This window comes from Pseudomonas sp. SD17-1 (assembly GCF_029201585.1).
Lineage (GTDB): Bacteria > Pseudomonadota > Gammaproteobacteria > Pseudomonadales > Pseudomonadaceae > Aquipseudomonas > Aquipseudomonas palmensis.
The window spans coordinates 2,469,631-2,491,655 of record NZ_CP104044.1; the positions used below are offsets into that span (position 1 = coordinate 2,469,631).

Below are 22,025 nucleotides of genomic sequence, written 5' to 3' on the forward strand. Positions count from 1 at the left end.
CGCGCGGCGGTGCCATGCAAAGGTGTTCCCTGCGATGAGTGCGATGACCGATTACCGCTCCAGCCATGTGCCCGGCCCCCAAGGCGCCGCCGACCTGGTGTTTCTGAATGGCCGCATCTATACGGTCGATGAGTCTGCCCCCTGGGCCGAAGCCGTGGCCATTCGCAATGGCAGCTTCGTCGCGGTGGGCAGCAACGACGAGGCGAAGGCGTTCGTCGGCCCGCGCACCCAGGTGGTGGACCTGGACGGCCGTTTCGTGATGCCGGGTATCTACGACATGCACACCCACCCGGACCTCAAGCTTGCGCCCGGTTACTCCGGCTACCTCGAAGTCGGCGTCAGCGATCCGACCCCGGAGCAGGTGCGCCAGGCCATTCTCGACTATGCGGCCGAGCACCCGGGCGACGGCTGGGTGTATGGGCAGTACTTCGTGCGCTACACCTTCAAGCAGGCCGGGCTGGTGCCGTCGCGCCAATGGCTGGACAGCGTGCTGCCGGACCGCCCGGTGGCGATCCTGGATCGCTCCTGGGGCTGCATGATGGTCAACTCCAGGGCGCTCGAGATCGCCGGGATCGACGCCGACACCATCGACCCGCGCCACGGCTACATCGAGCGCGACAGCGTCACCGGCGAGCCGACCGGCATCCTGGTGGACGGTGCCTATGCACTGATGCACGCCGCCATGCCGCCCACGCCGCAACACGCCCTGAAGCGTGCCTATCGCGAAGGGGTGTGGTTCCAGAGCGGTCATGGGGTGGTGGGCACCAAGTATGTGCACGTGTGCGAGCACCGCCTCAATGCGCTCAAGGCCATCGACCAGGCGGGCGAGCTGTCGGTGCGCGTGGAGGCCGCGATCAGCTGGCAGGACGACATCTTCCCGGTCAAGCGTCGCTGGGAGCTGCTGGCGGGTGAGCGTCACTTCTATCGCAGCGCACGGCTCAACGCCAATGCGGTCAAGTTCCACTTCGACGGCACCCACGAATCGCGCTCGTCGTACCTGTCCAGCGCATGGCCGGGCGAGGAGCGCTGGCGCGGCCACCTCAACCTGACCCCCGAGCACATCACCGACATGGTGGTGGACATGGACCGCCGGGGTATCCGGGTCATCGCCCATTGCACCGGTGACGGCGCCTCCGACCTGTTCCTCGATGCCGTGGCCATGGCGCGGGCCAAGAACGGGCCCGACGGCGTGCGCCACCAGTGCGCCCACAGCACCACTTTGCTGGATGCCAACCTGCCGCGTTTTGCCGCGCTCAACGTCACCGCCGAGTTCTCCCCGGTGGGCTGGTTCCCTTCATCGTTCGCCAACGCCCGCGCCGTGTTCGGCGAGGACCGCATGCAGCGCGCCTACAACTTCAAGGGCGTGTTCGAGCATGGCGGCGTCGCGGTGATGGGCACCGACTGGCCGGTGTCCAGCATCAACCCCTGGATCGGCTTCGAGGCCATGGTCACCCGGCAGAACCCGTTCGGCGAGGAGCAGGGCAGTTTCTACGGCTCGCCCATCAGCCTGGAGCAGGCCATGCGCGTGATGACCATCAACGGGGCGTGGTGCATGGGTATCGAGGACAAGGCCGGCTCCATCGAGACGGGCAAGTCCGCCGACCTGATCGTGCTCGATCGCAACCTGTTCGAGGTGGAGCCCAAGGGCAACATCCACAACACCCAGGTGCAGATCACCGTGCTCGAAGGTGAAATCACCTGGGACCGCAACGGCGAGTTCGATGCCGGCACCCACGCGGCCACCTGGCGCCGTGAACTCCCCAACTTCTGAGGCGGGCCGTTTTGATGAACAAGCAGTCTCCCATTCCGGTGACGCTGGTGTCGGGGTTTCTCGGCTCCGGCAAGACCACCCTGCTCAACAAGATCCTGGGCAGTGATCACGGCTTGCGCATGGCGGTGATGGTCAATGACTTTGGCGCGATCAACATCGACAGCGAGCTGATCGTCAGCCAGACCCAGACCACCCTCAGCCTGGCCAACGGGTGCATCTGCTGCACGGTTGAAAGTGACCTGATCGAGCAACTGGGGCGCCTGCTCGGCGACCGGCAGAACCGCCCGGAGTACATTCTGATCGAGGCGAGCGGGGTGTCGAGCCCGGGCAAGATCGCCCGCACGCTGAAGTACCCGCAGTTTCGCGATGCGCTGTCGATCGACAGCATCATCACGGTGGTGGACACCGAGCAGTTCGGGCAGCTCGAGGGCGAGATGGCGCAGTTGGCCATGGACCAGCTGGACGTGGCGGACATCATCGTGCTGAACAAGGTGGACCGGGTCGAACGCAGCCAGATCGAGGCGCTCAAGAGCCGCTGGCTGTACCCCCGGGCGCGAATGCTCGAATGCCAGTATGGCGATGTACCGCTGGAGCTGGTGCTGGGCGTGGGGCGCGGCAACCCGCTGGCGTCCTTCACGCCGGTCAAGGCGGCCTCAGCGCCGAGCCTGGGTGGGCACTCGGCAGATCACGCCAGCGTGTTCGAGTCCTGGAGTTTCGCCAGCGACAGACCGATGGCGCTCGACACGCTGCGCGCGACGCTGGCGCAACTGCCGGCGTCGATCTATCGGGCCAAGGGCACGCTGCACATCGCCGAAGTGCCGGGCAAGCGGTTCATCATGCACCTGGTCGGCAGCCGCTGCGAGATCCTGCCCGACCGCGCCTGGGGCGATGAAACGCCCCACACCCGGCTCGTGTGCATCGGCAAGCGCGGCACCCTGGCCCCCGAGGCGCTCGAAGCCGGCTTCCAGGCGTGCGTTATCCACACAAATGACAAGCTTTATTCACATCATGGGTGAAGCTGAATTGGCGACGGCCTCCGGCAGGTTCAGCAATATGGGTGGTAGTGGCCTTCTGGCCTGTGCGGAGGGGGCAGGAGTGGTGAGCAGATATCAACAATCAGCCAAATTTAATTCGATTGTGGTTGCCCAGCATCTACTGAAAAATGCCTCGGCGGTCTGGTAAAAATAACAGGAGAAGACCCAATGACTAGTTGTGCTCAGGCGCTCGTCAAACTGCTTGAAGGTTATGGTGTGGACACCGTGTTCGGTATTCCGGGCGTGCACACTGTTGAGTTGTATCGCGGATTGCACGGTAGCCGGCTTCGCCATGTCAGCCCTCGCCACGAGCAGGGCGCAGGGTTCATGGCGGACGGCTATGCCCGAGCCAGTGGCAAGCCGGGGGTGTGCTTCATCATCACAGGCCCCGGCATGACCAACATTCTGACCGCCATGGGCCAGGCCTACGCCGACTCGGTGCCGATGCTGGTGATTTCCACCACCAGCCGTCGCGAGCACCAGCGGCTGGGGCACGGTTACCTGCACGAACTGCCTGACCAGCGCGCGATGGTGGCCGGTGTGTGCGCCTTCAGCCATACCCTGCAGCGCCCGCAGGAACTGCCGGAGGTGATTGCCCGTGCCTTCGCGCTGTTCGGTTGCGCCCGGCCGCGCCCGGTTCATATCGAGATCCCGCTGGATGTGCTGGAAATGCCGGCCGATGGCCTGGACCTGAGCCCTCGCGCATTGCCGCTGGCCAGCGCGCCTGCCGAGGCGGCCGTACAGCAGGCCGCCGCCCTGCTGGGCGCGGCACGGCGGCCGCTGATTCTCGCCGGCGGCGGCGCGCGCGGTGCCAGTGATGCACTGCGGGCACTGGCCGAGCGTCTCCAGGCCCCCGTTGCGCTGACCACCAATGCACGCGGCATCCTGCCGCCTGCGCACCCGCTGCTGCTCGATGGCGTGCAATCGTCCGCCCATGGCCGTGCACTCTTTGCCCAGGCGGATGTGGTGCTGGCGGTGGGCACCGAGCTGGGCGAAACCGACTACGACTTCTTCGGCCTCGGGCCACTGGCCCTGCAGGTGCCGGTGATTCGCCTGGACATCGACCCGATGCAGATCCTGGGCGTGCAACGCGCAGCCGTCGGGCTGCTTGGCGACGCACGGTTGGGGCTGCAGGCCCTGATCGCAGCGCTGCCCGGGGCGGCCGCAGACAGTGACTGGGCCGCGTTGAACGTGCCGCGGGTCAATGCCGCCGAGCGCGGCAGCTGGACCGGCAGGCAGCAGGCCATGCAGGCGCTGCTGGATACGCTGCGCGACAGCCTGCCGGCGCCGATCCTGGTTGGCGATTCGACGCAGCCGGTGTACCAGGGCGCGCTGGGCTATCGCGCACCGGCCCCGTGCACCTGGTTCAACGCCGGTACCGGGTACGGAACGCTGGGCTACGGCCTGCCGGCGGCCATCGGTGCCAAGGTTGCCCTGCCTGAACGTGCCGTGGTGGCGCTGGTGGGCGATGGTGGTTTGCAGTTCTCGAGCGCCGAACTGATCGCGGCGCGCGAGCACGGCATCGGGGTCATCCTGGTGCTGTGGAACAACCAGTGCTACGGCGAAATTCGCGACTACATGACGGCGCGCGACATTGCGCCCCTGGGCGTGGACATCCTCACGCCGGACTTCGCGGCCTTCGCACGCTCCTGTCATGTGCAGTGCCACACCGCCGGCAGCCTGGACGGGTTGCGCGATCTGCTGCAAGGCCTGGAGAGCGGCGAGCCGCACGTCATCGAACTGAACGCCTCGGACTTTCTGCCTGCCTGACGGGGCTGTCCGGTCGGGTTGATCAACAACAATGGGACATCGAAGCATGATCCACGAAAAAGGGCTGCCAAGCATGCAGTCGACCCCCGTCGTCGCCATCGATGACCTGCACAAGAGCTACGGCGACCATCACGTCCTCAAAGGGATCTCCCTGCGTGCCCATGAGGGGGACGTGGTGTCCCTGATCGGTTCCAGCGGCTCGGGCAAGAGCACCTTGCTGCGCTGCATCAACCTGCTGGAGATTCCCAACGCCGGCAGCCTGCGCGTGAACGACGAGGAAGTCAGGTTCAGGCAGGGGCGTGGCGGGGTGCGCGAGATCGCCGACCTGCGCCAGGTCGAGCGGCTGCGTGCGACCCTGAGCATGGTGTTCCAGAACTTCAACCTGTGGCCGCATCGCACCGTGCTGGAGAACGTGATCGAGGCCCCGGTGCATGTACTGGGTGAGAAGCGCCAGGACGCGATCGCGCATGCCGAGCAGTTGCTGGAGAAGGTCGGGCTGGCCCACAAGCGCCACGACTACCCCTCGTTTCTGTCCGGTGGCCAGCAGCAACGGGTCGCCATCGCGCGGGCACTGGCGGTACGGCCCAAGGTGATGCTGTTCGACGAACCTACCTCGGCGCTGGACCCGGAGCTGGTGGGCGACGTGTTGAAGGTGATCCGCGACATCGCGCAGGAGGGCCGCACGATGATCCTGGTGACCCACGAGATGGCGTTCGCGCGCGATGTCTCCACCCAGGTCGTGTACCTGCACCAGGGCCAGATCGAAGAGCAGGGCCCACCGCAACAGGTAATGCTCGACCCGCACAGCGAGCGGTGCCGCCAGTTCGTGATGGCGCAGAACAATCGCTCATAACAACACTATTCATCCGCGGGGGCGTGCCCCTGCATTGTCCGCTGCCAAAAACCAAACAATAGCTGCATAAGGACTGTTAAATGAAAAAGACACTCGTTGCTGTCGTGCACTCGCTCCTGCTGGCCGGGGCGATCAATGTCGCTCACGCCCAGGACAAGGTGGTGTTCGCGATTTCCCAGGAACCCTACCCGCCGTTTTCCTTCAGAAACAGCAATGGTGCGTGGAGCGGTTTCGAGCCTGACCTGATCAGCGAAGTGTGCAAGCGCATGCAGGCCGAGTGCTCGCTCAAGGGAATGGCCTGGGACGGCCTGATTCCGGCGCTGCGCTCCAAGCAGGTGGACGTCATCATGAACTCGATGTCCATCACCCCCGAACGCGAGCAGGTGGTGGACTTCAGCGACCCGTACATCGAGACGCCGGCGCTGTGGGTCGGGGATGCCGCCCTGGAACTGACGCCCACCCCGGAAGGGCTCAAGGGCAAGATCATCGGCGTGCAGGGCTCGACCAGCCATTCGGCCTACGTCAAGGAGTACTTCGGCAAAGGCTCGACCATCCGCTACTACAACGACCAGGACGACCTGCTGGCCGACCTGCGCAGCGGCCGCATCGACATCATGCTGGCCGACAAGATCTCGGTGGAGCCGATGCTGGCACTGCCCGACAACGCGATGCTGGCCGGCAAGGGCATTGCGCCGGCCGACCCGCTGTTCGGCAAGGGCATCGGCGCGGCGGTGCGCAAGGGCGACGATGCCCTGCGCGAGAAGCTGAACCAGGCGCTCAAGGCCGTGCGTGAAGACGGCACCTACGACGCCATTGGTGCGCGCTACTTCAAATCCAGTGTCACAGCCGCCCAATGAGGCGGTTGAAACCTGCGCGGGTGATCGGGTGCCTGTATGACCATTTCTGAAATGTCCAATCTGCTGTTCGCCGAGGGCTGGATTCAAACCCTGGCCCAGGGCGCGGTGAAAACCCTGGGTATCTCCCTGGGGGCCTTCGCGCTGGGCCTGTGCATCGGCCTGCTCGTCGCGTTGATCAAGCTCAGGGGGCCACGCTGGATGGTCGCCTGTGCCAACTGCTACACCACGCTGTACCGCGCCGTGCCGGAACTGCTGCTGATCCTGCTGCTGTACTACGCAGGCACCGACCTGCTGAACCTGGCGATGGCCGCGATGGGCCGGCCCAGTGTCGAGATCAACGGTTTTCTGGCTGCGGTCGTGGTGCTGGGGATTGTCCAGGGCGCCTACTCGGGTGAGGTGATTCGCGGCGCCGTCGAGGCCATTCCTGCGGGGCTGGTGGAGGCCGGCAGGGCCTACGGCATGTCGCGGGCAAAGCTGTTGAGCCGGATCATCCTGCCGTGCATGTTGCCGTTCGCCATCGCGGGCCTGTCGAACCTGTGGCTGGTGCTGGTCAAGGAAAGTGCGCTGATCAGCGTGGTGGGCTACAGCGAACTGCTGACCGCCGGGCGTCAGGCGGCGGCCAGCACCAAGCACTACCTGCTGTTCTACCTGGTGGTCGCGGCGTTCTATTACGTCATCACCCTGGTTTCCAGCATGGTGTTCCGCAAGTTCGAGGCCGGCTTCGAACGCTGGATGCCCAGGAACGTATAAGGGGACGATCATGGATTTGACTTGGCTGAATGATTTTTCCAGTGAACTGCTGCGCGGTGCCGGCCTGACCGTGCAGTTGCTGCTCATCTCGGCAGGCTTCGGGTTTGTACTGGCTATCGCGATGGCCCTGGGGCGCCTGTCCAACAGCGTTGTGCTGGCCAACGCCTGCAGGTTTGTCAGCAGCGTGATTCGCGGTACGCCGCTGCTGGTGCAGATCTACATCCTGTATTACGGCGTCGGCAGCGTGCTGGCCAGCTACCCGCTGATCAGGGGCGGGGTGTTGTGGCCCTACCTGCGCGAAGGGTTCTGGTATGTGGCCCTTGCACTGACCTTGAGCGTGGGGGCGTATGTGGGCGAAGTGCTGCGCAGTGGCCTGCGCGCCGTACCCAGGGGCGAGCTTGAAGCGGCACGCGCCTATGGCATGCGCCGCGGGCAGATCCTGCGCAGGGTCTGGTTGCCGCGGGCATTGCAGATGGTCAGGCCGACCCTGGCGGGGGAGAGCGTGATGCTGCTCAAATCCACGGCGCTGGCCTCCACCGTCGCGGTTACCGACCTGCTCGGCGCCGCCAACATCGTGCGTTCGCAGACCCTGCGGGTCTATGAGCCGCTGCTGTTGGTGGCGATCACCTACATCGTCCTGGCCCTGATCATCGAAAAGAGCTTCAAGTTGATGGGCACCACCTCGCAGCGTCGAGTCTAGTGGCTAACGTATTGGCGTCGGTCTGCACGCCACAAGGAATTCAAATGAAGTATTCATCTCTGGTTCAACGCATCAGCGGCGAGAGCGTAGCCGCATGGGACATTCACTATGCTGCCTGCCAGGCGCAGGAGAGGGGCGAGAACGCGATCATCCTCAGCATCGGCGACCCCGATTTCGCGACGGACGATGCGATCTGCGAGGCCGCGATCCAGGCCCTGAAGGCCGGCGATACCCACTACACCCCGGTAGTGGGCCGGGAAAAGCTGCGCGAAGCCATCGCGGCCAAGCAGCGCAAGCTGCTGGGCATACCGGTGGCCGCCGAGAACGTCGCGCTGGTGGCCGGTGCGCAGAACGGCCTGTACGCCGCAGCCATGTGTCTGTTCGAAAGCGGCGATGACGTGCTGGTGCCCGAGCCGATGTACCTGACCTACGCTGCCAGCGTGCAGGCATCCGGTGCGCGGCTGGTGTGCATCGAGCAGCCTGCCGAGAAGGATTTTCGCCTCACGGCCCAGGCGCTTGAAGCCGCACTGACCCCCAACACCCGTGGCATCGCCCTGGCCACGCCGAACAACCCCACCGGCAACGTCTACACCCGCGAGGAGCTGGAGGCGGTGGCGCAGGTGGCCCGGCGTCACGACCTGTGGGTGATCTCGGACGAGGTCTACTGCCAGCTGACCTACGACGCGCCGCACATCAGCATCGCCAGCCTGGAGGGCATGGCCGAGCGCACGGTGGTGCTCAACAGCCTGTCCAAATCCCACGCGATGACCGGCTGGCGGGTCGGCTGGGTGGTGGCGCCCACGAGCCTTGTCCAGCACCTGGACAACCTGCTGCTGTGCATGCTCTACGGTCTGCCGGGCTTTGTTCAGGAAGCCGCGCTCAAGGCCATCGAGCTGGACGATGAGATCGTCGCCTCGGCCCGCGAACTCTACACCCGCCGCCGTGACCTGATCGCCCGGGAGCTGGACGGGGTGCCGCTGATCAAGGGCAAGGTGCCCGAGGCGGGCATGTTCATGCTGCTGGACATTCGTGCCACGGGCCTGTCGGGCGTCGATTTTGCCTGGGCGCTGTTCCGCGAGACCGGCGTCTCGGTGCTCGATGCCCAGGCCTTTGGCGCCAGTTGCGCGGGCTTCGTGCGGGTGTCGTTCACCGTCGCCGACAAGGACCTGCTGGACGCCTGCCAGCGGATCCGCCAGTTCATCGAGAAGCTGCAGGCCGGCCTCTGAGCCGCTTGCGAAGGAATGACGATGCTCCCTCCTGAATGTTCATCCGAAGTGCTCGCCGGCGTGCTGATCGGCGAGCAATGGCTCGCCGACGGCCCGCTGCTCGAGGTCATCAACCCCTCCACCGAGGCGCTGATCGCCACAGTAGGCGGGGGCAACGCTGAAACCGTCGAGCTTGCCGTGCAAAGCGCCGCTGCTGCATTCGCGCAGTGGTCAACCAGCACTGGCGCGTTGCGTGCCCGGGTGTTGCGCCGCATTGCCCGGGGCATACAGCAGAACCGCCAAGCCCTGATGACGCTGCAATCGCGCAACAACGGCAAGCCATTGGCCGAAGCGGGGCTGGACGTGGACGACGTGATAGCCACCTTTGACTATTACGCCGACCTGGCCCAGGGCCTTGACGCTGCACAGGACCGCGATGTGGAGCTGCCTGTCAGCGACTATGCCGCGCGCTTGCGCCGCGAGCCGTGTGGCGTGGTTGCGCTGATCGTGCCGTGGAACTTCCCCATGGTCACCACGGCCTGGAAACTGGCGCCGGCCCTGGCTGCGGGGTGCACGGTGGTGCTCAAGCCATCGGAGGTCACGCCGTTGCCGGAGCTTGCACTGGCGCGGATCATTCTCGAGGCGGGCCTGCCGGCGGGCGTGTTGAACATCGTGTGCGGTACCGGCCTGGCCGTGGGCGCACCCTTGTCGGCGCACTCGCAGGTGGCCAAGATCTCTTTCACCGGCAGCAACGCGGTGGGGGTTCAGGTGATGCAGCGTGCGGCAGAGACGGTGAAGGGTGTCAGCCTGGAGCTGGGCGGCAAGTCCTCGCTCATCGTGCTGGAGGACGCCGACCTGGAACTGGCGGTCGAGCTGACCTGTGGCGGCGGCTTCTACAACGCTGGCCAGATGTGCTCGGCCACCAGCCGGGTGCTGGTCGCCGAGCACCTGGCGGACGCCTTCGTGGCAAAGGTCAGGGCCCGCGCCCAGGCGATCACCGTTGGCGACCCCTTTGTCGACGGGGTGCAGATGGGTGCGCTGGTCAACCGTGCCCAGTACGAGCGTGTGCTGGCGCACATCGCGCGCGGGCTGGCTTCGGGCGCCCGGCTCGAGTGCGGCGGTGGGCGCCCGCAGGGCTTGGCGCAGGGGTTCTACGTTGCGCCGACGGTGTTCACCGACGTGGCGCTGGACAGCAGCTTGTGGAACGAGGAGATCTTCGGCCCGGTGATCTGCATCCGCCGTTTCGGCACCGAAGCCGAGGCCATTGCGCTGGCCAACCAGGGTGATTTTGGCCTGGTGGCCACGGTGGTCGGCCGCGACCGAGTTGCGGCCAACCGGGTAGCGGATGCCTTGCAGGCCGGCATGGTCTGGATCAATGCGCCTCAGGTGATCTTCCCGCAGACCGCCTGGGGTGGGTACAAGCAGAGCAGCATCGGGCGCGAGCTCGGCCCCTGGGGGCTGGCAGCGTTTCAGGAGTTGAAGCATGTGGTGAGTGCTGGTTGATTGGCGCTGGCCGCAACACACCCAGCGCAAGCATCACCTCTGGCATCAGATGTTGAATGCCGGTATTGCACCACGTGCTGCCTGGATCTGCGGACACCGGGGGTCGGGCTCTCCCAGCTCGCCGGTATGCTGGTAGCCGCTACCCAGGCAGCCACCGTTGCATACGGCAAAGTAGCGGCAGCCCTGACAGGTGGGATGCTCCACCTTGATCTGCAGTGGCTGGGCAAGAATGGCCGATAGCGGTTGTTGGTACAGGTTGCCCATGGGGTGGGCCTTGAAGCAGGTGCAGGAGCACACGTCGCCATTGGGGTAGATATAGACCTTCGCCGTCGCAGCACCGCAGTTTTTTGTGGTGATGGTTCGGCCAAGTTCGGCGATGGCGTCGTCACCCAGCGCTTGCAGCCGACTGAAGTCGTACATTGGAAACGCCAGGATGCGCGTTTTGTAGGGCTGCTTGCGCAGCGCATAGACATGCTGGTTCCAGGCCTGGCTGCAGACCTCCATGCCTGATGAGGCGCGCCCTGCGTAAGTTGCCCGCTTGATTGCGATATGGGTCAGTTCAAGGTCATCCAGCGGTTGAATGAACTGTTCGATGCGCGCGAAAAAATCGAGGTCGATGACGGTCGCCGACACACTGCACGAAATGCCTTGTGCCCGCAGCCTGGCGAGTGTGCGCAGCGCGCGCCTGTAGGTGCCGGCCCCACGCACCAGGTCATGTTCGGCTTCTGTGCCATCCAGGGATATCTGTACCGAGAGTGACGGCTGCCCGGCCCATTGCTCCAGGATGTTCTGCTTGTAGAACGACGTCACGCCGTTGCTGTTGATCTTGGTCTGCAGTCCGAGCGCAAGGCTGTGCCGCAGAATGCTGTCGAAATGGCGATGCAGCGTGGGCTCTCCGCCCGTGAGCAGCACCAGGCTATGCGCATGGTCCTGGCGGATCTGCGACAGCGTGTCGAGGATCATCGCCTTCTCGGCGGTTTCGTCGCGATAAGGCGAAGAGTCGCGGATACAGTGGCTGCAGGCCAGGTTGCAGCGTTCGGTCAGTACGAAATAGAACTGTTCCATCATTCAAGCTCGAGATAGGGCCGTGCGTGCAGGTCGAGGTCGAAGTCTGCCTGCGAGGTGGCGCTCAGGTGATCGACCAGGGCCTGCACCGGCACCTGTTGGATGGGCGAGGTCGAAGGTTGGAACGGTTGGCGCACGTAGGTTTCCAGCAGTGTGGCGAAGTTCTCATCCTGCTCCTGGCGCACCAGCCACTCCCTCAAGGTCAGTGGGTACAGCCCCACAGCCAGGTGCGCCGAGTGCCGGGCTTCGGTACGAGTGAAGTGCCAGAGGCCGCGAGGGCAATAGAAGACATCGCCCTGTTCGAGCAGCACCGAAGACCAGCCGGTGGCAGCCGCATCGATTGCAGGAACGCGCTGATGACGGATGGCCTTTGACAACACATGCTGTTCGTCGCGGTAGTACCAGCGTTTGCTGCCGTGGATCTGCAGCACCAGTACATCGTGCCTGTCGAAGTGAGGATTGACGCCTCGCTGGTTGGCGGCGGTGTAGTAGCCGTTCATGCCGATGCGCGTATTGAGTTCCGAGGCGAGCGTATCGGTGAAATTCTCCAGTCGCGCACTGTGTTGCTGGATGTTGTCGAAAACCAGCGTGCCGCCGCGGGCAATCGCGTGCAGCATCTTTTTCTTGTTCAGCGTGTTGTTCTGGTTGTTTGCATAGCGATCCACATCATCGATCAGATCGTATTTGTGAATGGTGTTGTTGTGGTTGGTGATGCGCACCTTCGGGTACAGCAAGGTGTTGCTGTTGAGAATCTGGTTGAAGGCCTGCATATCCAACAGGCTGGAAAATTTCTGCGGGCTGCCCTTGATGTGCAACGCAGCGCGATCGAAGTATTCATCCAGAAACTGCTGCTGGCTGATGTGTTCGAAGATGAAGTTGAATAGGGTCATGGGGCAGGGCTCTACCTGGGCTTGTTTATGAGCGTGATACCTGAATCGATCAACTTGCCAAGTTGCGCGGGCGGCAATTGGTCTTCGATATGACTGATATCGATTTCCACCAGCGCGGGCAGCTCGAACAGCCAGTCCGGCAGGCGGCGTATGTGAGTGCGGGCAATGCCCAGACAGCGCAGATGACGGGCCTGGGCCAACTGCTCGGGCAGTGCCTCGACAGGGTTGGCTCCCAGGTTGAGCCGCTCGATGTCCAGCTGATCGACCGGCCAGTCGATATGTCGAAACCTGTTGCGATAGAGGCTCAGGTGCTTGAGGCGACACCCAGCAGTGGCGGGCCATCGCAGCTCCCGCAGACTGTTCTTGTACACCAGCAGGGTATCGAGCCCGGGGGGTGCAGCGGTGAGGTCCAGAGTCTGCAAGCTGTTCGCCCCCAGGCCGAGCCATTTGCAGCCGGGAAACACCGTGGACGCGCTCTGCAGGCTCATGCAGTTGCTGCCCAGCTCTGCCGCCAGCACGCTGGGGATGGCAGGCAGCCGGGTCATATCGCTGTCGCACAACCGTGCCCGATTGAGCTTGAGTGTGCGGGGGGTCAATGCCCGGATGGCGTGAAAGATATCGTTCAACCGCGCTCGGGGAGTCTCGAGTAGCAGGCTCGACCCATTCTCTTCGTCATCGAAGTCGAGCAGCTTGCGGTCGGGGGCCCACATGGGGGGCCTGCCGGTGAGCTGCGCCAGATGGTCCCACGCTTTGCAGGGGGCTGTGCTGCCTGCTTGCAGTTCTGCGGCGATGAGCGATGCAATGCGTGCCGGCGTGTCGCTGTCCAGCTTGATGGGCAGAATCTTCAACCCACCGAGAAAATAGAACAGCTTGCGCAACTTGATGTGGATGGGGTGGTGTGGGGATACGAATTCATCCGATACATGACGATCGCCCTTGAGGGTGACAAAAATGCGTCGGCCCGCCAAGCTCCGGGTATCGCGCCAGTGCCGCAGGCTCAGCAGGTGTTCGTCCGACAGGTCGTTATCGCCCAGGATGGGAAGCACCAGCACGATGGCTGCAGTAGAGGGTGTGTCCGGGTGCCTTGCACATCCAGCAGCGCCGGTATCGAGTGTATCGATACGCTGGTGCACAGGATGTCCAAGGGCTTCAAGATGCGCCCCGAGGACGCCGGGCAAAGCGGCGGCCGACGACAAGCCTGAAACGATCTGCAAATCAACTGACATTGTCATTGCCGCCACCGCCCTTGGCGTCAGTCGCGCAGTTCCTTGTCGCAGTGATCCGCTTCTTTCCACAGGCCGAACATGGCCTCGAAGTCACTGAGGGTACCAGGATCCAGCTCGCTCAATTTCAGTGCCGGGCGCTTGATTTCGGTCATCGAGTCCAGTGCCGGGGATTGAAGTTCAACTGTTTTCGATTGCATCACGAGTGTCCTTTATCGGATTGGGCGGGGTTTAACCGCACGATGCTAGGGGTAATACTTTCCGTTGGCAACAGAGGGGCCTGTCGAGCGGAAAGTTCGTTTGCGCAGGTTGCAACATAGCGGCAACCTGCGCGAATAGGTTGCTCGGAAGATGCCACTCGGGGAGGGCTCAATCTTCCTCGCAGCTGTCGAGCATCTCTTCCACGGTCTGGCGGGTGTCGTGGTCCAGCCCTTCGATCAACCGCGCCCTGACTGCATCGCTTACGCGGGTGCTGTTGTAGCGCAGGGAAACCAGGATCGCCAGCCTGACCTCTGTGTCCGGGTCGCTGGCCAGGGTCAACTGCACGTCTTCTTCACTGGGCATGGCCAGCAGGCCAAACAGCCTGTTTGCCAGTTCCTGGCGGACCTTGCTGTCCTTGTCCCTGGCCAGGATCCGCTGCGCCTCTGGGGTGAGCTGATTCATGTAGCTGGATGACTCCACCAGTTTGAGCCTCACGCTTGCCAGCGCGTTCTGGGCCAGCAGCGCCTGGGTTGCGGGAGACAGCCGGCGGTTTTCAGCCAGCGCCAGATGCACGCTGCTTTCCTCGTCGCGCAACAGCTGCAGTTGTGCTTCCTCGCACAGGTCACCTCCATTCCAGTCCTTGTTGCCCCTGGCCAGTGCGATGCGCACGCAGATCTCGTCGTCCTTGGCCAACACCAGTTGCGCCGATGGTTTGAGCTTGGGGTAGGTAGCCAGCGATTCGCGGATGTCCTGTTCGACGTCTTGTGCCAGGATCTCCTGGGCCCGCGAATGCAGGGTGAACATGAAGTGGCTGTCACGTTCTATCAGGCGCGCACGCACGGACTCGTCCGGGTCGTTGGCCAGCAGCAGTTGTGCGGCTGTGCCGACGTGTTGATTGGCGGCCACGGCGAAGCGCACGTTGACATTCTTGTCCTGTGCCAGCTCCAGTTCCATGTCGCGATCCATCCACCAGTCGCGCAGCAGTGCGATGCGCACGTCGGGTTCGGGGTCGCGCAGCAACTGACGCAGAATGTCGCTGTCGACGGCCTTGTTGGCGGCCAGTCGAGCTCTGACCTTGGCGCTCTTGTGCGCCGCCAGGGCCTCTTGCACGGGCCTGGTCAGCGTCGAGTTATCGGCCAGCGCTTCGAGCAGGGGTTGCGCCTGTGCGCCTTCGGCCAACAGGTCGGCCTGCAGATGAGCAGGCAGCTTGCCTTGCGCAGCCAGCACCAGCTTTTCCTTGCCTGGAGGCTGCTCCTGCCCGCTCACGGGCGATTGTTGCGCGCCCATGTAACCAGAGAAGATCATGCCGATGGCCCTTCCTACCGAATCACTGGCCTCGGTTGGCGCTGCTGTTTTCGTCTGGCAGATCAGGGTCATCAGGGTTTCACCGATGGCCGTGTTTGCTGCCAGGGTTTGGCGGACGTGCTCGCTGCCGATCTTGTACAGACGCAGACACTGTGCCTCGCTCAGGTGGCGGTTGCCGGCCAGGGCGCGTTGCACCGCTTCCACGTCGCCGATCAGCTTGTCGGCGACCGGCCCGGCCAGCGCCGGGTTGCTTGCCAGGCGGGTTCGTACATCGATGTTGCTGTCATCGGCCAGCCGGGCTTGCAGCGGTGCTGTCACGGCCTGATTGCCCGCCAGCGCACACAGGGTCTGCGCATCGCCTCGTTCCAGCAGGCGCTGCTGGATGTCAGTGCCGAGGGCGGCGTTTTCCGCCAGTTCCTGCTGGATCTCGGGCAGGTCACCGGCCAGTTGCTGCTGCACGTCATCCAGCAGGTCTGCTACGCGTGCCAGGCATCTGCGGACGTCGGTGCTTGGGTCTGCTGCCAGATGGCGCTGCACGCTTGGCTGTACCGTGTCGCGCCAGCGCACCAGACGCTCGCGCACATCGTCCTGCTCATCGTACATCAGTGCCTCGAGGATCTGCTCGGCCAGGTGGTCGTTGCCTGCCAGCGCCTCGCGCACGTTGGGCTCGGGGTCCTTCAGCAGCCGCGCCTGCACCTCGACATTGAGCGCGCTGTTGCCTGCCAGAGCGCGACGCACGTCCTCCGATTCATGCTGGCTCAGGCCCATCTGCAACAAGGCGGACCCCAGGTTGGTGTTGCCAGCCAGGCTGGCCTGTACCTCTTCTACGTCTGTGGTCAGGCATTGCAGGGCGGCGCTGGTGAGGTTCGGGTGGTCGGCAAGAATGCGCCGTACCTGCAGGCTTGGGTCCCGAGCCAGCAGCAACTGGGCAGGGGCACCCAGGTTGTCGTTGCGTGCCAGGGCCTCGCGCACATCAGGGTCGCATTTGACCAGCTCCAGTTGTACCGCGTCGGGGAGGGCGGTCGCGCCTGCGCGGCGGGCCAGCGCTTCGAGTACATCCTGGTCTTCATCGCGGGTCAGCAGCAGCTGCACGGTTTCGCTCAGTTCGTCACGCCGAGCCAGGCGCTCGCGTACCTCGAAGGAAGGATCGCGGGCCAGTTGTTCCTGTACCTCGGGATGCAGGTTGTCGTTGCCGATCAGGTGCTCGCGCACGGTAACGGCTGTGTCCTTGGCCAACTGTTGTTGCACGACCTTGCTCACGGCCTTGTTGGTCGCCAGTGCCCTGCGAACCAGCGGCTCCTGATCCGCCAGCAGACGTTGCTGCAACGATTCGTCGTCGGTTCTTTTCGCCAACTGACGGCGTTGCTCGGCGTCCAGCTCGAGGCGTTCGAACTGCGCCGCTATCAGGTCATGCGGCGCGTGGGCATGCAGGCAGGCGAGGTGCAGCAGGGCGCGATCGAAGCCGGGTTGGCCTTCTTCGATGTTGATCCGCAGCGTCAGCAGCTTTTCCGGGCAGTTGGGGTTGCCGTAGGCCGCGGTGCGAACCTTGGCGTCGGTGTCGCCGACCAGCCTCTCCAGCAGGTCGTCAGGGCAGTCCTCATGCCGGGCGACTTCCTCGCGGCGCAGCGCATTGTGGTTTTCGGCCATCTGAATCATCTGCGCCACGCTCAGGCCGTCGCTGGCTGAAGCTGGCTTGAGCTTGAACTTCTCGAACAGCTCTTCGTACTTGGCCACCTGATCGCGCAGGGTTTCACGCAGCGGCACGGTCAGGTCGATGGCGGCTTCGAGGTCTTCGAATTTCAGCGGGCGACCGTCCAGAAAGGCGGTTTCGCGTGCTTCGTTGATGGCGTTCTGGATGTCCGCCCCGGCGTAGTCGCGGCACTGGGTCACCAGCTTGCTGCGCTGCGCGGGTTCGAGCTGCACCGTCTCACCCTTGAGGTGGATATCGAGAATCGCGCCGCGTTCGACCGCATTCGGAAAGCCCACATAGAACACTTCGTCGAAGCGGCCCTTGCGCAACAGTTCCGGCGGCAGGGTAGCGATGTTGTTGGCGGTGGCGATGACGAACACTGCGCCGGTCTTCTCCTGCATCCAGGTCAGGAAGTAGCCGAACAGCCGCGACGAGACTTCGGAGCCGCTGCCGCTGGTCAGGCCGACGAAGGCTTTCTCCAGCTCGTCGATCCACAGGATGCACGGGCTGACCGACTCGGCCATGCTCAGGGCTCGGCGCATGTTGTGCTCACTTTCCCCGACGTACTTGCCCAGCAGCGAGCCGATGTCCAGGCGCAGCAGCGGCAACTGGAACAGGCCGGCGGCGGCCTTGGCCGTTAGCGACTTGCCGCAGCCGGGCATGCCGGCGATAAGCACGCCCTTGGGCGCCTGCACCCGCGCGTCACGTGCTTCGCCGAGGCGACGGAAGATCTGTGCGCGGCGGCCCAGCCAGGTCTTGAGGTTTTCCAGGCCGCCGATGTCGGTGGCGTTCTCGTTGACCCGCAGCATTTCCAGCACGCCGCTTTTGGCGATGATCTGCTCTTTTTCATGCTGGATCAGTACCAGGGCGGCATCGTTGATCTGCTCGTGGTGCTGGCGGACCATCGCCAGTGCCGAGCGGATCTCTTCCTGGTTCAGGCCGCTGCACGCTGCGTGCAGGCGCTGACGCAGGCCCTCGGGTACCAGCAGGTCAAGCTGCTGGCACACCGCCTCGAGCTGGCTGGTGATTTCCTCGCCCCGGGGCAGCGGCAGGGGCAGCAGGGTGATCTGCGCTTCGATCTGCGACGGAATGTGCAGGGTCTCCGAGACCAGTACCACCGCCGACGTGCCGCGATGATGGCGCTGGATACGGTTGAGCAACTGCTTGAGCCGAGCCACCGCCAGCGGCTGGTTTTCCAGCGCGCTGCGGGCGTCCTTGATGATGAACAGCTTGTGGTCCAGGTCGTCGTCCAGCAGTGATGGCAGGCTTTCGGCCAGGTCTGTCCTAGGCCCCTGGCTGCCCCGTGGCTGCTTGTTGACGAAGTCCACCCAGCCATAACCCAGGTTCCATTCCTTGGGGTGCAGGCCCAACTGGCTCGCGACATCCTGCAGCATGGTATCGACCCTGGCTTCTTCGCCGGAGTGGATGTACAGCCCGGGATAGCCGGCGACCAGATGGGATTTGATCTTGTCCTTGAGTTCGAGCAGGTTCATGGCAGTCACCACAGGGACAAGAGGCTGGAGGCGAGGTTACGCAGACCGCTGCCCACCGATTCGAGTGCACGGCCTGTGCCTTCGAGCACCACGGCCGCGACCCGGGTAGCCGTCCTGGCGACCGACTTGCCGGCTTCGTACACCACTTCGCCGATCTGCCCGCCGGCGATACCACCGGCCACGCCACCGACAAAACCCCCAATGGCGGTACCTGCCGGGCCGAACACCGTACCCAGCGCTGCACCCAGCGCTGCGCCCTTGGTTGCACCAGCGATGGCCATGGTGGTGGTTACCGTGGTGTTGCCGATGGCGTCGATGGCCTCTTCGCCGGTCAGCTCGCCCTTGCCGAACTTGTAGAGGACCTTGGCGTTCTGCAGACCGACGCACGCGATGTTGGTGATCAGCCCGGCCGGGGTGTTGCGCAGCGCCGCGCCGAGCCAGCCGTTTTTCACTGCCACCACCACGGCACCGGAAACCGCCACTTGCGCAGCGGTGTTGGTGCCGGCGCGCAGCGAGCTCTCGAAGAATTCCTTGAGGTCGTCCTGGCTGCTGGGGTTTTCCCGGCCGTTCAACCGGTTCCAGAAGCGCCGCGCCAGAATCCGCGTGCCCTGCATGCCCACTGCGATGCATGCGCCCATGACTGCCTGCTTGCCGATCTGGCGGGCGATGGTGGCGCGGTTGGTGTCGTTCCAGTCGTACTGGCGCGACTCGGCTTCCTGCTGGGCCTTTTCCTGCAGCTTGCGGGCTTCTTCCTTTGACAGCGGGCGGGATTTCACGCCATCGGCTTCGATCACCTCCGCGCTGTCGGGCACGTCCGCACCTTGGCCTTCGGGTACCAGCGGTTTCTGCCCTTCGTAGTCGCCGCGGTTGAGCAGCTCTTTGGTGGCGTCGGCATCGGCGCCGTACTTGGCCTGGTACTTGCCGACCACATTGCCGTTGCCGTCGACGATCTCGATGTCCACCGAGTTCGCTTCCTGGGAGCCCACCACGCGGGCGCGGTAAGGGCTGCCCTTGCTGACGGCGTCGATGTTGAACGTGTCGACGTGGTGCTGCTCGGCAATCAGGCCGTTGAGGTGCGGGCTGCGGTTGATGTCACCCTTGAGCGTGGTGACCATGTCCCGTGCGTTGGTCGTGGCATCGGCCAGCGCCTTGTCGATGTGTCCGGCGTACTGACCCACGTGTACCGAGCCGGAGAGGCCCGCGTTCTTCTCGATTTCGCCGGCCAGCCACGAGGCCTTGCTGCGGCCCTTGTCCATGTGCGCGTGCAGCGATTCGCGGGACTGGTTGAAGGCCACGGTGGAGGCGATCACCTGCTGGCTGGTGCTCAGCAGTTCCTCTTCGTTGCTCCACAGATGCGGGTACTTGCGAAACTCGTCGCTCAGCCATTGGTCCAGCGGCTTTTCACCCCGCGCGTTGCACGAGTCGACGAAGGAGGCGACCACCGCCGTGGTCTTCTCGCCGTTGCTGCTGTCGCCGTCGAACAGCTCGGCCTCGAGGTAGCGGGCCTGATCCTGATTGACCTGCTCGAAGTCGATGCTGTCGTCCCGGTTGTAGTCGTCGCCCAGGGGCTTTTCCATTTCGGTCATGTCAGTCGTCCTGCTGTTCAGTGCAAGTAGTCGGTGAGCTCGTCGCGCAGTTGCTGCTGCAACCAGGCGGGCTCGAGAATGCGTACATGGGGGATCCAGTAGCGGATGATCGGCAGCAGCTGGTTCGGGTGATTGACCCGGCAGCGCAGCAGCAGGCGACCGTCGGCCTGCTGCTCGATCAGTTGCTGGTGCGGCAGCACGTTGCGCCGAAGAAAGTAGTAGGCGTTGCTGGCGGCGACCTGGACGGTGACCTCGAGGCGGTCTTCGCCGAACCAGATGTCATCGTCGCTCTCGATCTGCGCCTGGGTGGCCGGGTCGGCAACAAAGGATTCGTCCAGCACCTGCAAGGCATCGATACGGGCGAAGGCGAAGCTCTTGAGGCGACCGTCTTCGGTGGCGGCCAGGTACCAGATGCCCTTGTTGTGGATCAGCCTGTAGGGCTCGATTCGGCGTTGCTTGCCGGTGTAGTTCAGCTGGCAGCGGCGCTGTTGCTCGATCGCCCGTCCCAGCTCGCGGAAGTCGCAGCTGTCCGGGCGTTGGGCGGCGAAATGCCCGTCGCGTACCAGGAAGCTGGTGGGGCCGGGTTTTAGCAGGTCCAGCCAGGAGCGTCGGTCGTTGGCCGGGAACAGTTGCTCGACACCGCTGATGCGGGCGAAGGTCTGCAGGTCGGCGGGGGACAGGCTGCTGCGGTGATGGCGGGCCAGTTGGTAGACCCCGTTGGCGCCGGGCTCGATCACATCGCCCAGACGGTTGAGGTCACGGTAGATGGTGCGCTCGCTGACCCCGAAGCGCTCGGCCAGTTGCAGGCGGGTAGGGCGCTCGCCGCTTTGCAGCAACCGCAGGGTATCGGCCAGGCGCAGGGCCAGGGTGTCGTGATCGGTGGCCGCCATGGCGGGTCCTTGTCGATGGGCTTGGCGGCGACTCTAGCGAGGACGACTGACAGGCTGTGTCAGTGGCACTGACACGATTAGAGCGCCTCTGCCGGGAAAAATGTCGACAATAACCTGAATGGTGGCTTGGGGCCATGTTTTGCGGGGTGTGCTGGGAGGCTGGTCTGTCAGAGGCTGTCAGGGTCGCCGAAGAACATCTGAATCCGCGACCGCAACCACCGCTCCCCCGGATCATTGTCCTGCGACCCGCGCCACGCCATATGCAGCTCGAAGCTCTGCACCTCCAGCGGCGGGTCTTCGGCGCGCAGGCCGCCGGCGGCGGTCAACTGCTCGGCGGTGTAGTCCGGCACCGTGGCGAGGATGTCGGTGCCAGTCAGCAGGCTGCCCAGGCCGTTGAACTGCGGCACGGCCAGCACCACATGGCGCTTGCGCCCCAGCTTCTCGAGGATCTCGTCCATGAACCCGCTCAGGTCGCCGGCAAACGACACCAGGGCATGCGGGCGTGCGCAGAATTCATCCAGGCTGAGGCTGCCCGGCTTGCTGTCGGCACGCAGCACCTTGGGCCTGCTGCGGCGCAGCACCTTGCGCTTGGCGTTGGCCGGCAGGTCGCTGGTCCAGCTCACGCCCACCGAGATTTCACCCGACGCCAGCAGCGAGGGCATCAGCAGGTAGTTGACCCGGCGCACCACCAGCACGATGCCCGGCGCCTCGGCGCGCACACGTTTGAGCAGTTGCGGCAGCAAGGCGAACTCGGCGTCGTCGGAGAGGCCGATGCGAAACACCGCCGTGCTGGTGGCCGGGTCGAAGTCGGCAGCGCGGCTTACCGCCGTGGAGATGGAGTCCAGCGCGGGGGAGAGCAGGGCGAAGATCTCCACCGCCCGCGCCGAGGGCTCCATGCTGCGCCCGGTACGCACGAACAGCGGGTCGTCGAACAGGCTGCGCAGGCGCGACAGCGCCGCACTGATGGCCGGCTGGCCGAGGAACAGTTTTTCCGCGGCGCGGGTGACGCTGCGCTCGTGCATCAAGGTCTCGAACACGATCAGCAGGTTCAGGTCGACGCGACGCAAGTCGTTACGGTTCATCGGCTTCGCTTCATAGGTCTGGTCGGGGCAGGGGTGAATCTTAAGGGCAAAGACGGTACCCTGCACCGCATAAATTGCGCAGCAGGCGCTATCACCAATCAATGACAGGCATGTTGACTATTAATGGCCACTGATGGTCTAACCGCTATAGCCCCGA

General features: G+C 64.3%; 16 protein-coding genes and 1 pseudogene. 9 read left to right on the forward strand and 8 right to left on the reverse strand.

Annotated elements, in window-relative coordinates; genetic code table 11:
- Positions 1-34: 34 nt before the first annotated feature.
- The 9 genes and pseudogenes from N0B28_RS11255 (at position 35) to N0B28_RS11295 (ending at position 10,443) form a co-directional block, all read left to right on the forward strand.
- Positions 35-1,771 (forward strand): amidohydrolase, encoded by a 1,737-nt coding sequence (locus tag N0B28_RS11255; RefSeq protein ID WP_043864009.1) that lies wholly within the window; start codon positions 35-37, stop codon positions 1,769-1,771.
- Positions 1,772-1,785: 14 nt separating this feature from the next.
- Complete coding sequence (locus N0B28_RS11260) at positions 1,786-2,787, forward strand: GTP-binding protein (protein ID WP_275731827.1); 1,002 nt, start codon at positions 1,786-1,788, stop codon at positions 2,785-2,787.
- Positions 2,788-2,973: 186 nt separating this feature from the next.
- Positions 2,974-4,575, forward strand: a complete 1,602-nt coding sequence (locus N0B28_RS11265) for a 5-guanidino-2-oxopentanoate decarboxylase (protein WP_275731828.1) — start codon at positions 2,974-2,976, stop codon at positions 4,573-4,575.
- Between the two features lie 88 nt (positions 4,576-4,663).
- Positions 4,664-5,428, forward strand: a pseudogene (locus N0B28_RS11270) (ATP-binding cassette domain-containing protein); the annotation flags it as partial.
- 80 nt (positions 5,429-5,508) lie between these two features.
- Positions 5,509-6,285, forward strand: coding sequence for a transporter substrate-binding domain-containing protein (locus tag N0B28_RS11275; RefSeq protein ID WP_054914377.1), 777 nt, complete (start codon positions 5,509-5,511; stop codon positions 6,283-6,285).
- A gap of 36 nt (positions 6,286-6,321) precedes the next feature.
- Positions 6,322-7,035: an ABC transporter permease subunit gene (locus N0B28_RS11280; RefSeq protein WP_043864005.1), complete on the forward strand. Its 714-nt coding sequence runs from the start codon at positions 6,322-6,324 to the stop codon at positions 7,033-7,035.
- A 10-nt stretch (positions 7,036-7,045) separates the two neighbouring features.
- Entirely contained in the window at positions 7,046-7,735 is a 690-nt protein-coding gene (locus N0B28_RS11285; RefSeq protein WP_043864004.1) for an ABC transporter permease subunit, read from the forward strand.
- Between the two features lie 44 nt (positions 7,736-7,779).
- Complete coding sequence (locus tag N0B28_RS11290; protein ID WP_043864003.1) at positions 7,780-8,961, forward strand: aminotransferase class I/II-fold pyridoxal phosphate-dependent enzyme; 1,182 nt, start codon at positions 7,780-7,782, stop codon at positions 8,959-8,961.
- Positions 8,962-8,982: 21 nt separating this feature from the next.
- Complete coding sequence (locus N0B28_RS11295) at positions 8,983-10,443, forward strand: aldehyde dehydrogenase family protein (protein WP_275731832.1); 1,461 nt, start codon at positions 8,983-8,985, stop codon at positions 10,441-10,443.
- Positions 10,444-10,488: 45 nt separating this feature from the next.
- Here the strand turns inward: N0B28_RS11295 and N0B28_RS11300 are convergent, their stop codons facing one another.
- From N0B28_RS11300 to N0B28_RS11335, 8 genes are all read right to left on the reverse strand, one after another.
- On the reverse strand, positions 10,489-11,511 hold the full coding sequence (locus N0B28_RS11300; RefSeq protein WP_275731834.1) for a radical SAM protein: 1,023 nt from the start codon (positions 11,509-11,511) through the stop codon (positions 10,489-10,491).
- Complete coding sequence (locus N0B28_RS11305; RefSeq protein WP_043864000.1) at positions 11,508-12,398, reverse strand: cupin domain-containing protein; 891 nt, start codon at positions 12,396-12,398, stop codon at positions 11,508-11,510. Before N0B28_RS11305 ends, N0B28_RS11300 begins: the two co-directional genes overlap by 4 nt.
- Before the next feature lie 11 nt (positions 12,399-12,409).
- Positions 12,410-13,630, reverse strand: coding sequence for a hypothetical protein (locus N0B28_RS11310; protein ID WP_157811394.1), 1,221 nt, complete (start codon positions 13,628-13,630; stop codon positions 12,410-12,412).
- A 20-nt stretch (positions 13,631-13,650) separates the two neighbouring features.
- The gene (locus N0B28_RS11315) at positions 13,651-13,821 is read right to left on the reverse strand and encodes a hypothetical protein (protein WP_157811395.1); all 171 of its coding nucleotides are present in this window, start codon (positions 13,819-13,821) and stop codon (positions 13,651-13,653) included.
- Positions 13,822-13,990: 169 nt separating this feature from the next.
- Positions 13,991-18,310 (reverse strand): AAA family ATPase, encoded by a 4,320-nt coding sequence (locus N0B28_RS11320; protein ID WP_275731837.1) that lies wholly within the window; start codon positions 18,308-18,310, stop codon positions 13,991-13,993.
- Positions 18,311-18,315: 5 nt separating this feature from the next.
- Positions 18,316-19,896 carry a hypothetical protein gene (locus N0B28_RS11325; RefSeq protein WP_100632663.1) on the reverse strand — a complete coding sequence of 527 codons (1,581 nt, stop codon included), beginning with the start codon at positions 19,894-19,896 and terminating at the stop codon, positions 18,316-18,318.
- Between the two features lie 17 nt (positions 19,897-19,913).
- Positions 19,914-20,786: a transcriptional regulator gene (locus tag N0B28_RS11330; protein ID WP_043863996.1), complete on the reverse strand. Its 873-nt coding sequence runs from the start codon at positions 20,784-20,786 to the stop codon at positions 19,914-19,916.
- 167 nt (positions 20,787-20,953) lie between these two features.
- Complete coding sequence (locus N0B28_RS11335) at positions 20,954-21,868, reverse strand: LysR family transcriptional regulator (protein WP_043863986.1); 915 nt, start codon at positions 21,866-21,868, stop codon at positions 20,954-20,956.
- Between the last annotated feature and the right edge of the window lie 157 nt (positions 21,869-22,025).